General features: G+C 38.2%; 13 protein-coding genes. 12 read left to right on the forward strand and 1 reads right to left on the reverse strand.

The features are described from left to right. From ACO6FI_RS07235 to ACO6FI_RS07275, 9 genes are all read left to right on the forward strand, one after another. Nucleotides 1-495, forward strand: coding sequence for a dihydrofolate reductase (locus ACO6FI_RS07235; protein ID WP_485456762.1), 495 nt, complete (start codon nucleotides 1-3; stop codon nucleotides 493-495). A 57-nt stretch (nucleotides 496-552) separates the two neighbouring features. Beyond that, nucleotides 553-1,578 (forward strand): sugar kinase, encoded by a 1,026-nt coding sequence (locus ACO6FI_RS07240; protein WP_485456763.1) that lies wholly within the window; start codon nucleotides 553-555, stop codon nucleotides 1,576-1,578. A 139-nt stretch (nucleotides 1,579-1,717) separates the two neighbouring features. After that, complete coding sequence (locus tag ACO6FI_RS07245; protein WP_485456764.1) at nucleotides 1,718-2,611, forward strand: sulfide/dihydroorotate dehydrogenase-like FAD/NAD-binding protein; 894 nt, start codon at nucleotides 1,718-1,720, stop codon at nucleotides 2,609-2,611. After that, complete coding sequence (gene gltA, locus ACO6FI_RS07250) at nucleotides 2,611-4,002, forward strand: NADPH-dependent glutamate synthase (protein WP_485456765.1); 1,392 nt, start codon at nucleotides 2,611-2,613, stop codon at nucleotides 4,000-4,002. The genes ACO6FI_RS07245 and gltA overlap by 1 nt, the downstream gene beginning before the upstream one ends. A gap of 202 nt (nucleotides 4,003-4,204) precedes the next feature. Beyond that, the gene (locus tag ACO6FI_RS07255; RefSeq protein WP_485456766.1) at nucleotides 4,205-5,389 is read left to right on the forward strand and encodes an ABC transporter substrate-binding protein; all 1,185 of its coding nucleotides are present in this window, start codon (nucleotides 4,205-4,207) and stop codon (nucleotides 5,387-5,389) included. A 112-nt stretch (nucleotides 5,390-5,501) separates the two neighbouring features. After that, nucleotides 5,502-6,383: a branched-chain amino acid ABC transporter permease gene (locus ACO6FI_RS07260; protein WP_485456767.1), complete on the forward strand. Its 882-nt coding sequence runs from the start codon at nucleotides 5,502-5,504 to the stop codon at nucleotides 6,381-6,383. A 7-nt stretch (nucleotides 6,384-6,390) separates the two neighbouring features. Continuing rightward, entirely contained in the window at nucleotides 6,391-7,350 is a 960-nt protein-coding gene (locus ACO6FI_RS07265; protein WP_485456768.1) for a branched-chain amino acid ABC transporter permease, read from the forward strand. After that, nucleotides 7,350-8,102: an ABC transporter ATP-binding protein gene (locus ACO6FI_RS07270; protein ID WP_485456769.1), complete on the forward strand. Its 753-nt coding sequence runs from the start codon at nucleotides 7,350-7,352 to the stop codon at nucleotides 8,100-8,102. The genes ACO6FI_RS07265 and ACO6FI_RS07270 overlap by 1 nt, the downstream gene beginning before the upstream one ends. Before the next feature lie 8 nt (nucleotides 8,103-8,110). After that, nucleotides 8,111-8,821 (forward strand): ABC transporter ATP-binding protein, encoded by a 711-nt coding sequence (locus ACO6FI_RS07275; protein ID WP_485456770.1) that lies wholly within the window; start codon nucleotides 8,111-8,113, stop codon nucleotides 8,819-8,821. 26 nt (nucleotides 8,822-8,847) lie between these two features. Here ACO6FI_RS07275 and ACO6FI_RS07280 read toward each other — a convergent pair whose 3' ends face one another. After that, nucleotides 8,848-9,375, reverse strand: coding sequence for a DUF4364 family protein (locus ACO6FI_RS07280; RefSeq protein ID WP_485456782.1), 528 nt, complete (start codon nucleotides 9,373-9,375; stop codon nucleotides 8,848-8,850). Between the two features lie 142 nt (nucleotides 9,376-9,517). On the opposite strand from ACO6FI_RS07280, the gene ACO6FI_RS07285 reads away from it, so the two are divergent. Genes ACO6FI_RS07285 through ACO6FI_RS07295 form a run of 3 tightly spaced genes read left to right on the forward strand, consistent with a single transcriptional unit; the run spans nucleotide 9,518 to nucleotide 15,170 of the window. Further along, nucleotides 9,518-13,075 (forward strand): DUF5717 family protein, encoded by a 3,558-nt coding sequence (locus tag ACO6FI_RS07285; RefSeq protein WP_485456771.1) that lies wholly within the window; start codon nucleotides 9,518-9,520, stop codon nucleotides 13,073-13,075. Nucleotides 13,076-13,131: 56 nt separating this feature from the next. Then, the gene (locus ACO6FI_RS07290; RefSeq protein WP_314610031.1) at nucleotides 13,132-14,361 is read left to right on the forward strand and encodes a DUF5716 family protein; all 1,230 of its coding nucleotides are present in this window, start codon (nucleotides 13,132-13,134) and stop codon (nucleotides 14,359-14,361) included. Next, nucleotides 14,352-15,170: a tetratricopeptide repeat protein gene (locus ACO6FI_RS07295; RefSeq protein WP_485456772.1), complete on the forward strand. Its 819-nt coding sequence runs from the start codon at nucleotides 14,352-14,354 to the stop codon at nucleotides 15,168-15,170. Before ACO6FI_RS07290 ends, ACO6FI_RS07295 begins: the two co-directional genes overlap by 10 nt. Nucleotides 15,171-15,176: the final 6 nt, after the last annotated feature.

The raw sequence follows: 15,176 nt of genomic DNA on the forward strand, positions 1-15,176 counted from the left end.
ATGAATATAATAGTTGCGGTAGATAAAAAATGGAGTATCGGTAACAAGGGAAAACTTTTGGTATCAATACCCAGAGATAAAAAACTTTTCAGAGAAGAGACCACAGGAAAGGTGATAATAATGGGACATAGTACATTGTTATCACTTCCCGGCGCACAGCCGCTTGTAGGAAGAGAGAATATAGTACTGTCAAGAGATAAGTCTCTTTCTATAAAAGGTGCTACTGTTTTAAACAGTGTAGATGCCTGCATGGATTACTTAAAGAAAAACAATATAAAAGACGGTGATGTTTTTGTGATAGGCGGAGAAAGCGTTTATAATGATTTCTTGCCCTATTGTGACATTGCTCATATTACATACATCGACTATGAATATGAGGCTGACAGGCATTTTTTAAATTTGGATATGAGTAATGAGTGGAGTCTTGTTCTTGAGACTGAAGAAGAGACATATTTTGATATACCGTATACATTCAGATTATATAAGAGAAAGTAAATAGGCTTTAGCTACACAAGGGTCTAATACAATAAATATTTTTGAGAGGCAAAAAAGATGGATAAGAAATTTGATTTGTTGACTTTCGGTCAGGCGCTTTTAAGGCTTTCACCGGTAAGAGATGACAGACTGGTAAGAGGAGAAACTCTTATAAGACAGGTAGGCGGAGCGGAACTTAATGTTGCAGTGGGAGCTTCGCTCTTAGGACTTAAGACAGGTGTGATAACGAAGTTACCTTCACATGAGATGGGAGCTTATATAAAGAATACAATCAGATCCTACGGTATAAGCGACGACTATATAATCTATGATAACGGTAAAGATGCAAGAGTCGGAATATATTTTTATGAGCACGGAGCGTATCCAAGAAAACCTAATGTTATCTATGACAGAAAGAACTCATGTTTTGAAAATATAAATATAAATGAGTTTAAGGATGATATGTATAAGTCTACAACCTGTTTTCATACCACAGGTATCACATTGGCACTTTGTAAAAATTCAAGAGAAACAGCCATAGAAATGATAAAAAAATTCAAAGAAAACGGATCCATTATATCATTTGACGTAAACTTCAGAGCAAATCTTTGGACAGGAGATGAAGCAAGACAGACTATAGAGAGGATACTTCCTTTTGTAGATATTTTCTTTTGCTCGGAGGATACCGCCAGACTTACATTTGATAAAAGCGGAGATCTGAAAGATATTATGAAATCATTTACGGAAGAATATCCTATATCAATAGTGGCATCCACACAGAGGGTGGTACATTCTCCTAAGGTACATGATTTCGGGTCTGTAATATACAATGCATATCAGGATGAGTTCTATACCGAAGAACCGTATAAGTCAATTGATGTTGTGGACAGAATAGGAAGCGGCGACGCATATATTGCAGGTGCGCTTTACGGACTTTTACATTACAGACTGGATTGTAAGAAGGCTATAGTATATGGAAATGCATATTCCGCAGTAAAAAATACAATACCGGGTGATGTTCCTTCCTCAAATCTTAACGATATAGATAATATTATTGCGGACCACAATATGACAGACGGCTATAGATCTGAAATGAACAGATAGCGGATAAAGACGATTGTTTTTCAAAATAAACAAAAAATTAACGAAGTATTCTGATATATTGCTCTGAATAGGGTTGGTTTTTTCTTTTTTTTATGTTACTATAGACATGAGATTTTATCTATTTGGAGGAATAAGCAATATGTTTCCTATTGTTAAAAAAAGACAATTAGCTGAAAATATTTATCTTTTTGATGTTTTGGCTAAGAGAGTGGCATCAAAATGTCTTCCCGGCGAATTCGTTATTGTAAAACAGGATGAGCAGGGTGAGAGAATCCCTTTGACTGTCTGTGACTATGACAGAGAAGCCGGAACTGTTACAATCGTTATTCAGGTTATTGGCGGCTCAACCAGACTGATAGCAGACGACTTAAAGGAAGGTGATGAGTTCATGGACTTTGTAGGACCGCTTGGAAATGCAAGTGATCTTATATCGGAGGACATAGAAGAACTTAAGAAAAAGAAGATTCTTTTTGTAGCCGGCGGTCTTGGAACAGCTCCTGTATATCCGCAGGTTAAGTGGTTACATGAAAGAGGCATTAAGGCTGATGTTGTACAGGGTGCAAAGAGTAAGGACTTTGTAATACTTGAGGATGAGCTTAAGTCCGTATCGGACAATCTATATGTATGTACAGATGACGGTTCTTACGGCTTTAAAGGTCTTGTAACAGACAAGATAAAAGATCTTGTGCAAAATGAAGGGAAGAAATATGATCATTGTGTTGTTATCGGACCGATGATTATGATGAAGTTCGTATCACTTCTCACAAAGGAACTTGGTATACCTACAATTGCCAGTATGAATACCATTATGGTAGACGGTACAGGTATGTGCGGTGCCTGCAGACTTTCTGTCGGTGATGAAATCAAATTTGCATGTGTTGACGGTCCTGAGTTTGATGCTCATAAGATTAATTTCAATGAGGCACTTCAAAGATTGCAAATATATAAGACGGAAGAAGGCAAGGAACTTTTGAAGGTTATAGAAGGTGAAACACATCACGGTGGATGTGGCGTATGTGGAGGTGACAAATAATGGCACAGGATATGTGGAAGAAAGTTGCTGTTGCTGAACAGGAGCCTGAGGTAAGAGCTAAGAATTTTGATGAGGTATGTCTTGGATACTCCAAAGAGGAAGCTATGGAAGAAGCTGCAAGATGCTTTAACTGTAAGAATGCAAAGTGTATACAGGGTTGTCCCGTATCAATAAACATCCCCGGATTCATTCAGGAGATATTAAAGGATAATATTGAAGGTGCTTCAGATGTTATAGCACAGTCAAGTTCACTGCCTGCAGTATGCGGTAGAGTTTGTCCGCAGGAAACACAGTGTGAGGGCGTATGTATCAGAGGAAACAGAGGTGAGGCCGTTTCTATAGGTAAGCTTGAGAGATATGTGGCGGACACTGCAAGAAAGATGGGTATCAAGCCTAAGGCAAATCCGAATAAGAACGGTAAGAGAGTAGCTGTAATAGGTTCAGGTCCTGCAGGACTCAGCTGTGCCGGAGACCTTGCAAAGCTCGGATATGAAGTTACCATATTTGAAGCATTACATGAGCCGGGCGGCGTTTTGATCTACGGTATCCCTGAGTTCAGATTGCCTAAGGACGCAGTAGTGCTTCCTGAAATACAAAACGTTATCGACCTTGGTGTAAAGATTGAGACTGATGTTATTATCGGTAAGACCGTTACTATAGATGAACTTCTTGACGAAGAGGGCTTTGATGCGGTATTTATCGGTTCAGGTGCCGGACTTCCTATGTTTATGGGTATTCCTGGAGAGAATGCAAACGGTGTGTTCTCGGCAAACGAGTACCTTACAAGAAACAACCTTATGAAGGCATACAGAGACGACTATCATACACCTATCATCAAGAGTAAGAAAGTATGCGTTGTCGGCGGCGGAAATGTGGCTATGGATGCTGCAAGAACAGCCCTAAGACTAGGAGCTGAAGTACATATCGTATATAGAAGAAGTGAGGCCGAGTTGCCTGCAAGAGCAGAGGAAGTACACCATGCAAAGCAGGAAGGTATTATCTTTGACTTACTTACAAACCCTGTAGAGATTATTGAAGATGAAAAGGGTTGGGTAAAGGGAATGAAGGTTGTCAAGATGGAACTTGGTGAGCCTGACGCAAGCGGAAGAAGAAGACCGGTTGCTGTAAAGGGCAGTGAGTTCGTTATTGACTGTGATACCGTAATCATGTCACTTGGTACTTCACCGAATCCGCTTATCGCAAAGACTACAGACGGTCTTGATATCAACAAGTGGAAATGTATTGAAGCTGATGAAAAGACAGGACAAACATCCAGAAAGGGCGTATTTGCAGGCGGTGATGCCGTTACAGGTGCCGCAACCGTTATACTTGCCATGGAGGCGGGCAGAGCCGGTGCAAAGGGAATAGACGAGTACCTTTCAGGAAAATAATATATAAATAAATAATACAAATTTTGAGCCTTTATCATAGTGTTTTATAAAAATGACTGTGATAAAGGCTTTAGTATTTCTATTTGTTATAGCTACTATAAAAAAATAATATAGGTATTTCAAATGCGTTTATTGACAGACTTATATGAAATAAATATAATGAGATGAGTTTTACTAAATTTTTAGATTTTATGGAGGTATTATGAAGAAGAGAGTATTATTGTCAGCATTGGCATTAACTTTTGGATTGGCACTTACAGCCTGCGGAAACTCAGGTTCTGATAAGGCGGCAGATACAGGTTCAAAGAGCGAGACGGAAGCGACAAAGGCGGACGGAGATGTATTTACTATAGGTTCTACAGGTCCTCTTACAGGAGCTGCGGCATCTTACGGTAACTCTGTAAAGAACGGTGCTACTGTAGCTATTGACGAGATCAATGCTGCAGGCGGTGTAAAGGTTGGAGACAAGACATATAAGCTTGCTCTTAATTTCCAGGATGATGAGGCAAAGGAAGACAAGGCTGTTAACGCATATAACAAGCTTATGGACAGCGGTATAAATGTATATATGGGTGCCGTAACAAGCGGTTCTTCACTTGCACTTACAGATTTGACAGCAAAGGACAATATCTTACAGCTTACACCTTCAGGTTCCGCTAGGGATATCACAAAGAATCCTAACGCATTCAGACTTTGCTTTACAGATCCTCTTCAGGGAAAGATGATTGCGGACTTTGTACTTGATCAAGGATATGAGAGCGTAGCAGTTTTATATAACAACTCGGATGAGTACTCGACCGGTGTTTACGAGGCTTTCAAAGATGAGCTTAATACAAAGGGTCAGTCGGCTCTTATAGTAAATGAGCAGTCATTTACAAATGATGATGTGGACTTTACAACACAGCTTACACAGATCAAGGCTTCAGGTGCAAAGATTATTTTCGTACCTGCATACTATGAGGCGGCTGCACATATCGTACAGCAGGCAAAGCAGCAGGGTATTGATGCGGCTTTTGTAGGTTCAGACGGTTGGGACGGTATCCTCGCTCAGCTTACAGATAAGACACAGGCTGAAGGCGCAGTATTCTTAAGTCCGTTCTTGGCTTCAGATCCTTCTGCAGCTAAGTTTACAGATGCTTATAAGAAGGCATACAATGCAACTCCTGATCAGTTCGCAGCTGACGGATATGATTCAGTATATGTAATCAAGGCAGATATGGAGAAAGCCGGAAGTATTGAGAGTGATGACCTTATCAAGGCTATGACAGAGATCGAGGTTGACGGTATCACAGGAAAAGTATCATTCTCTGCTGACGGTGAGCCGAACAAAGAGCCTAAATTTGTTACTATAACAAACAGTGAGTATCAGCTTTTTGATAATAACTAAAAAAACCGAGAGGACGGGATATATGTCCCATCCTCTTTTTTAACATAGACCTCGGAAAGCTTCCGGCAGCAGCCGGAGGTTTTCCGTAGTTTAGGTAAAGAGGGGTAATGAAATGTTAATTAACTTTATTGAGCAGTTAATAAACGGTTTGAGGACCGGAAGCATTTATGCGTTGATTGCTATCGGCTACACAATGGTATACGGTATAGCCAAAATGATAAATTTTGCCCATGGAGATATAATAATGGTAGGTGCTTACGCACTTTACTTTAGTATATCCGTTTTGGGACTTCCTGTGCCTGTAGCACTTGTAATAACTGTTATTGTGTGTGCGGTACTCGGAGTGGTAATAGAAAAGGTGGCATATAAGCCGCTTAGAAGTGCACCTCCGCTTGCGGTTTTGATTACCGCTATCGGTATGAGCTTCTTTTTACAGAGTGCTTCACTTCTTATATTCGGATCGACACCGATTCCTTTTCAGTCTGTAATTCCGAATGTGAATATAAATGTAGGAACTGTGGTTATTTCAAGTATAACGGTGGTTACTTTGATAGTAACGGCCATAGCTATGATACTGCTTACGTTGTTTGTGAATAAGACAAAGATGGGCTCGGCAATGAGAGCGGTATCTGAGGACAAGGGTGCTGCAGAACTTATGGGAATCGATGTAAACAGTACAATTTCACTTACATTTGCTATAGGTTCGGCACTTGCTGCAGTTGCAGGTGTACTGTATATATGTCAGTATCAGTCTATGAAGCCTACACTTGGAGCACTTCCGGGAATCAAGGCGTTCGTAGCGGCTGTACTTGGAGGTATAGGAAGCATACCGGGTGCGATGCTTGGAGGAATATTGCTTGGACTTATTGAGAGTGTTTCAAAGGCATATATCTCAACCGAGCTTGCAGATGCCATTGTTTTCGGAGTTTTGATTGTAGTGTTACTGTTCAGACCGTCAGGACTTTTGGGTAAGAAAAAGGTTGTAAAGGTATAGGTGATATATGAAGGTAAATAAAAAAACTATAATAAATATAGTAATAATGTTGCTGGCCTATGCATTGGTATTTGTGTTGATAAATTCAGGTGTATTAAGCAGACAGTATAAGTCGCTTATAGTTCCGATATGTGTAAATATAATGTTGGCGGTGTCACTTAACCTGGTAACAGGATTTTTGGGAGAGCTTTCACTTGGTCATGCAGGCTTTATGTCGATAGGCGCATATTCAAGTGCTCTTATTTCTATTGCATTAAGCAATACATTACCGCCTGCACTTGCTTTTTTAACAGCATTGATTTGCGGCGGAATATTGGCTGCATTTTTCGGATTTATAATCGGTGTGCCTGTACTTAGACTCAGAGGAGACTATTTGGCTATAGTGACTCTTGCTTTCGGTGAGATAATAAAGTCGATTATCAACTACCTTAAGTTTACAGGCGGTTCAAAGGGGTTAAGTAAGATACCGCTTTATTCGGATTACAGAAACTTTACCGTAGTATTTATTATAACGGTTATAACCATAGTTTTGATTTCAAACCTGATAGATTCAAGAGACGGAAGAGCGATAAAGTCCATTCGTGACAATGATATTGCGGCGGAGTCTATAGGTATAAACATAAGTAAGTATAAGGTCAGTGCATTTGTTATTGCCGCCGGGTTTGCAGGAATTGCAGGCGCACTGTATGCTCACAATGTAGGTATTATAAAGCCGAGTATATTTGACTACAACAAGTCTATAGAGATACTTGTATTTGTGGTACTTGGAGGTATGGGCAATATTCCGGGTTCTATAATTTCCGCAATAATACTTACATTGCTGCCTGAGTTTTTAAGAGGTGCCGACAATCTGAGAATGTTACTCTATGCAATAGTACTTATTGTAATGATGATATTCAACAACAGTAAATTTAAATCAAGCTTATCTCTTAATAAGACCTTCAGAAAGCTTGGAAAGGAGGAATAGTGCTGGAGTGTAAAAATCTCGGAATACAGTTCGGAGGATTAAAAGCTGTTGACAGTTTTAATCTAAATATAGAAAAAGGAATGTTGTACGGACTTATAGGACCGAACGGTGCAGGTAAGACTACAGTGTTTAACCTTCTTACAGGAGTGTATAAGCCTACAACCGGAACTATAAGACTTGACGGAAAATTGATAAACGGAAAGACGCCTACTCAAATCAACAATATGGGCATTGCCAGAACATTTCAAAATATAAGGCTTTTTTCAAATATGTCTGTACTTGATAATGTTAAGGTGGCACTGCATGAGAAGGTGAAGTATCCGCTTCTTACATCCATGACTCATATGTTCGGCTTTAATAAAAAGGAAAAAGAAATGGATGAGCTTGCAACGGATATACTTAAAGTGTTTTCACTTGATGATAAGAGTGACACTTTATCAGGCAATCTGCCTTACGGTGAGCAAAGAAAACTTGAGATTGCAAGAGCACTTGCTACAAGTCCTTCACTTTTACTGCTTGATGAGCCGGCGGCAGGTATGAATCCGAATGAGACTGAAGAACTTATGGAGACTATCAGACTGATAAGAGACAGATATAATCTTACAATACTTTTGATAGAACATGATATGAAGCTTGTTGCAGGTATCTGTGAGAAACTCTCCGTGCTTAACTTCGGTACGGAGCTTGCAAGCGGTACGCCGAGTGAGGTACTTAACAACCCTGAAGTTATCACAGCATATTTGGGAGAATAGGAGGGACTATGGAAATATTAAAAGTAAATAACCTGGTCGTAAACTATGGAATGATAAAGGCTGTAAAGGGTGCAAGTTTTTTTGTAAAGCAGGGTGAGATAGTGGCGCTTATAGGTGCCAACGGTGCCGGAAAGACTTCCATATTGCATACGATTACAGGACTTTTGAGTGCAAAAGAAGGAAACATAGAGTTTGAAGGTAAGGATATCACAAAAACCAAGGCACATGATATTGTTAAGCTCGGTATGGCACATGTTCCGGAAGGCAGAAGAGTCTTCGGAGATTTGACTGTACTTGAAAATCTGAAACTCGGAGCATATATAAGAAATGATAAGGCTGCCGTAGAAGAGAGTCTTGAAAAGATATATAAGAGATTCCCGAGACTTGCGGAGAGAAAATCTCAGCTTGCAGGTACACTCTCAGGGGGTGAGCAGCAGATGCTTGCAATGGGCAGAGCGCTTATGAGCAATCCTAAGGTAATAGTAATGGATGAGCCTTCAATGGGACTTTCTCCGCTGTATGTAAATGAGATATTTGATATTATAGAAGAAATACATAAGAGCGGAACCACGGTACTTTTGGTGGAGCAGAATGCAAAAAAGGCACTCGGTATTGCGGACAGAGCCTATGTACTTGAGACCGGAAATATAGTATTGGACGGAGATGCCAAGACATTGATGAATGACGACAGTGTAAAAAAGGCATATCTCGGAGAATAAAAAAGAGGACACATCTGTGTCCTTTTTTATTCTATACCTCCGAGAAGTTTTTTCATAATATACTGATAGATGTCCTGACTGCATGAACGCCAGTTATTGGTCATAATGGTGGCCTGTTCTTCGTCAGGTGAGTTGATTTCGATATTGATAAGCGGGGTTTTGCCTTCAAGCACTTCACAGTGTACTATGAGGTCATTGCCCGGAAGCTTATAATATTCGGCCGTGGTGGAAACTTCGTTTCGCATACGAAACTTGTTTTCCTGTATAAATTCGTTTATATCGGTAATAATGGCAGGTGAAATTTGATTTCCGAAGAATGAAAGAGCTTCCTCACCCTCCTTTGTCATCTCATATCTTGATGTATTGTTGATATTTTCCACAATTATAAGGTTCGCTTCAAGCAGCTCTGTAAGAGCCTGCTGAACAATAAAATATGTGGTATATTCCTTGCTGACAAAAAAGTCTGATATATTTGAGTTGGTAAGCGGGAATTTCACTTGCTTTAACATATATAGTATCATCAATTTGTATAATGTCATAGGTTCTGAGAGCATCATGTGACCTCCTGTGTATTATAAAGATTTTACAACAAATACATAGGTCTGTAAAGCACAATGCCGACTTATATAATTGATATAGTAATTAGGATATTTTTATGTTAAAATGTGACTTATGGTTTATAGAAGAGGTGTATAGATGAGAGAGCGAATCAATCGTTTGGCAAAGGGTATTATAGAAGAAGAATTACCGATATTGGTCTGTGAGCCGAGTAATATAGACCTGCCTATAAAGGTGGATGAAGCAGTTCGCTTTGAAATAGAAGTAAGAAGTGACAATAAGATACCTTTAAAGGGAGTAGCCTACTCTGACAATATAAGAGTGAAAGTGGTAGATGCGACCTTCGGCGGGATAAAAAATGTACTTGTACTTGAGATCAATTCTAAAAATCTGAACAGTGATGAAAAGATAGAGGGCAGCATCACCTTGGTTACAAATGCAGGTGAAAGAGAGATACCCTATATTTTCTATATAAAAAATACAGATACAGTGCTGGTACTTAATTCATTAAAGACTGTAGACGATTTTATGGTCATTGCAAAAGAAGATATGAGTATTGCACTGGCTATTTTTATGTACAAAGATTTTTGCAGCTCAAGTTTTATGAGAGATATAAAACTGCAAAAATTATATGAAACCCTAAGCAGGGGCGATGATTTCAGATCAAATCTGGAAAACTTCTTACAGGCTGCAGGTAATAAGGATGCTGTAAGTTTTCAACTTGAGAACAGTCAGCTTGATTTTGCAAGTGTGGAAGAACAAAAGACATCTTCCATAAAAGTCTACAAGGAAAATTGGGGACTCCTTGACATAGATGTTTCCACCAATGCAGGCTTTATAAAGCTTGGTAAGGATAAAATAAAGAATGAAGACTTTGTAGACAATATATACGAACTGGAATTCACCATAGATCCTAATCTCTTGGACGATAAGAAAAATATCGCAAATATAAACTTTAAAAACGGGCTGAACGAGAAGAAACTTGAGATAGTAATTAATAAAAATCTTGAAAAGGAATATCAAAGAGAGGCCAGACTGTTTGAAAGAAAACAGTGGATAAACTACTTTAAGCTCAGAATGGAATTTGAGCTCAGCAATGAAAAACTCAAAAAAAATGAGATACTCTTTAAGATGCTTGCAGTACTTGACAGATTGCTTGTAAGCACATATAAGAGTCTTTTGGTCAAACTCTTAAAGGCTGAAATATTTCTTATGCAAGGTGATAAGGCGGGAGCAAAGTCCACTATAAACAGTATCGACTCAAGAATAAAAGAAAACAAGCATGAGCTTAGAGACGAGTATTTGATTTTGGAGTATTTGGACACATATATGTATCCGGATGCCGAAAAGATAAGAGACCTTTGCAAGCTTGTAAAGGATTTATATAAAAAGGACCACTCAATAATAGAGCTTATACTTATACTTAATCTGGATCCTACACTTGCCGACAATCCTTCAGAAAAGCAGAAGTTTTTAAAGAGAGCTTTTGAACTTGGTGACAGGTCATGTATTTTGATGATGGAGTATGCAAGATTGCTGTGCAAGAATCCGCATCTTTTAAGCAGTTGCGGAACTTTGGAGGTTTTGGCGTTAAGCTTCGGTATCAGAAACAATTTGATATCCATAAGTCTTTCCGAAAAGATTTTGGAAGTTGTAAGAGATACAAAGAAGGTAAACGGTGCGATATTAAATATTTTGATTTCAATATATAATGCACTTCCAAGCAATGAACTGCTACAGGATATCTGTGAGATATTTATAAACGGAAATGTAAGAAAGAGCTATGTCAATAAATGGTATGAAAAATGCATTGAAAAAAGACTTGAAGTAGACAAAATATATGAGTATTTTATCTATTCACTGCCTGAAAGATACGATGCACCTATGCCTGAGGAGGTACTTAAGTACTTTGAGAGAATCAACTCAATGGCCGAGGACTTTAAGCTCAGGATATTTGAAAATGTTGTGGAGTATTATCCGCACAACAGTGAGATATACAGAGCATATATAAAGAGAATAAAGATATTTACAATTGACAATGCGATGAAGCTTAAGATGGATTCACATCTCACCAATATCTATTCGGGAATACTTGAAGAGGACGATATAGATGAGAGGCTTGCAAAGATAATTCCTTTCTTGATGAATTCATATGATATATATGTTCCGGAAGACGGAGCAAAGGCTATTATAGTGGTATATCCTGAGCTTAACGGCGAAAAGATATACGAATTAAAGAATAAAAGAGCTTATGTGGCACTTTATTCGGAGAATGCCGTTATTTTGATTGAAGATGAGTTCGGCAACAGATATTACTCAAAGGATATGGTTGTAGATAAGATTTTCTATATGCAAAACCTTATTGACAAGGCATATGAGATAGACAAAAGCCATGATATGCACAGGCTTGAAAAGCTTGACAAGATAGCTGACGGAGTCGGAATAGACCTTGAGGATGTGTCACTGATTGAGAGTGCCGTTGAAGAGATAGATATTGACCAAAGATTCAGAAACAAGCTGATGTCAAGACTTATAGAGTACTTCTGGAAGTCGTTCAAAGAAGTTGATGATATAGATTTCGACCTCCTCAATAAAACAGGTACAATGAGCCTTAATGAGGAGAATATATTCATGTACTGTGATACGCTCATGAATATAGGCAATAAGCTTGAATCTATAGAAATCATAAAATCATTCGGTATAGAGCATATAAAGAAGGAAGACTTATTGACTTTGGTTACAAAGGCGATAGAGGATGATGTCTTTGAGCAAAGCAAAATATTGGTTGCCATAGCTTTTACACTTTATAAAGAAGGTGTATTTTGCGATAAGACTCTTGAATTTATTGCAAGAGCGTATGACGGCAGGACAATGGATATGTTTGACTGTTTGAAGGTTTGTGTCGAACAAAATGTTGAGACCTATGATTTTGAAGAGAGAATCCTGATACAGATGCTGTTTTCAAATCAGACATCAAAGCTTGATGAGGCTTTCGGCATATATGCTGACAGAAAGAGAGTTACGGATACCATTATCAGGGCATATTTTACGGTAAAGAGCGATGCGTTCTTTATGAATGATGAAGAGACAAAGGATGCGGTATTTGAGTATCTTGAAGACGGGCTCAATGATGTGGACGATATAAAAGAGTTTCCGAACATCTATATGCTTGCACTTTCAAAATATTATTCAAGTAAGGAAAAACTTAACTTCAAGCAGACAAGGCTTTGTGAGATGATTGTAAAAAATCTCTGTGATGAAGGTATGGTTTTCTCATATTTTAAGGCACTTGCAAAGTTTGTTTATGTTGACAGAGATATTTTGGAGTCAACTTTTGTAGAGTATAAGGGAGAAAAGGAAAATATTATACTTAAGTCAAAGATTTTCCCGATAAGTGATGACTTCTTTGAAGAGGAATTTCCTAATGTTTACAAAAATATTTTTGTAAAGTACAAGAAAATCTTTGCGGATGAAATTTGGGAGTATCAGGTTGTGAAGAATACAGAAGGTAATATTAAGGTATTGGCAAATGATTGTGTTCAATTCAACAAGGATGAGGACGCAAAAGAGAGCAGGTTTATCCTTATAAACGATATTGAGGATTTGCCTGAGGGAAAAGACGAGGAAATGAAGGAGAAGCTGACGGAATTTATATATAAGGATGAGTTGGTGGACAACTTGTTTGCGTTGATATAAAAAAAGAAAGGAATGCGAATATTTGCATTTAGAATTTATCTAGGATGGGAGAAACAATGAATCCAAAGGTACTTGGAATCGCTTTATCGGATATAAGTACCGGTCTTATATTTTATCCTGATGATGAAGCATTGACATTTCCTACTGTTATAAGTAAGAAAAAGAATGAAGATGCCTGGGTGGTAGGAGAAGAGGCCTATGCTCTGGCGCTGGATGGAAAAGGTATAATAACTGATAAATTATTAAAGTTGACCAGAAAAAACGGTATTGCAACCATTGACGGTACGAGATATAAGGGTAGAGATATACTGAAGCTTTTCTTCAAAGAGATAATACAGGTAGGTATGGAGAAGCTTTATAAGGAAAAGCCTGAAGAAGTTGTAATAGCTTTGGCAGGTCTTGACCAAAATATTATGAGGGATATCAGAGAAGCCTTTGTGGGACTTGGGTATCAACCGAATCATATACATATTATAAGTAAGGAAGAAAGCTTTATATACTTTGTGCTTTCACTGAAAAAAGATATATGGAACAATCGAGTGGGGATGTTTGACTTATCGGATGTAAGTCTTACCTACTATGAGATGCTTGCAAACAGAAACGCAAGAAAGCTCTTCGTAAGCGCGGAATCTGAAAATATGGATGAGGCATTCAATCTTCAGATACTGAGCAACCCTTCAGGTGCGAAGCTTGCCGATAAGATTTTGACCTCAGTAGCTGAAAAGGTGATGGATAAAAAGCAGTTTTCAGCTATATTTTTGACAGGGCAGGTATTTTCAGAGCATGACTGGGCTGAGAATTTTATAAGTTTTCTATGTTCAAGAGGAAGAGTATATCTGGATACAAATATCTTTGCAAAAGGTGCGGCTTTTAAGGGAGTGGACCTTGCAAGTGAAAACTCCATCTACAATATTGTAGCAACCTGTGAGGGAAGACTGAAATCCGATATATATATTGATGTTGTAAGCGGAGGCAAGGAAGCGAAGATATATCTCGGCAAGGCCGGAGATTTTTGGAACGAGCCTACTACAGAGCTTTTGCTTGTGCCTGACAACAGTGAGATTATTGATATAAATGTGGTAAGTGTAGACGGAAAAGATAAGAAAAATATACCTATATTGCTTGATTTCTTACCTAAGAGACCTATAAAGACCAGAAGAATATTTTTCAAATCAAGCTTTTTAAACAACAAGATAATGAATCTGGAGATAGCGGATGCAGGCTTTGGAGATATGTATCCTGCGACAGATGCAAAGAGAAATATTGAGGTGAGTATATGGGATTGATTTTATGTGAGAATTTGAGAACAAAAAATCCTTTCCGTATAGAGGTGTTGTCACTTAATGTATACAGCTTTGAGGAGCTTTGCTATATAATATACGAAAACCCGATTCTGGTGACTGAGGGTATTGTCAGTGATGAACTTGTAGACTTTATTGAAAATGAGTTGGGTATTACTACTTTGGCTGAGAGCATCAAAAGAAAAAGGTCAAACGGAGTGGATGATACTGATATCTTGGTCTATATCATTGATTCATGTGATTTATATAATAACGCTGAATCCATTCTGTTTCGAAATGCCGTTGCAAAGATAAAAAAGATGAGCGCATGGGAAGTCGGAAAGCAAAGAGCCGACTATATGTTCTATATAGGAAGATACGGTGTCGCAAAGAAATATTACCTTGAGATACTTGATATGGAAAAAAAGGCCGACAACAACTTTATCGGAAGCATCTATCACAATCTCGGTGTGACCTATGCGAATCTTTTCCTATATGAAGAGGCCTATGATGCTTTCAAAAAATCTTATGAGCTTACAAATGATGAAGTCATTTTGATGGAAATATACTTTTTAAAGAGGATATTTGACTCAGAGGGAAAGAAGAAAAAGAGTGCCGAAATAAATGATGCGTTTAAAGCGGACTTGATGGAAGAGGCAAAAAAAGCTTTTGATATAGCGGTAAGCGGCATCAAAGAAGGTGACAGATTAAAATATATAGAGTATATTTTCAATATGGAAGATAAAGAAGAAAAGAAAAAAATGATAACTGAGTATATCAAAAGACTCAAATCAGATTACAGAAACATGAAGTAAGAGGTA

The sequence above is a fragment of the Lachnoanaerobaculum sp. genome (assembly GCF_057250505.1).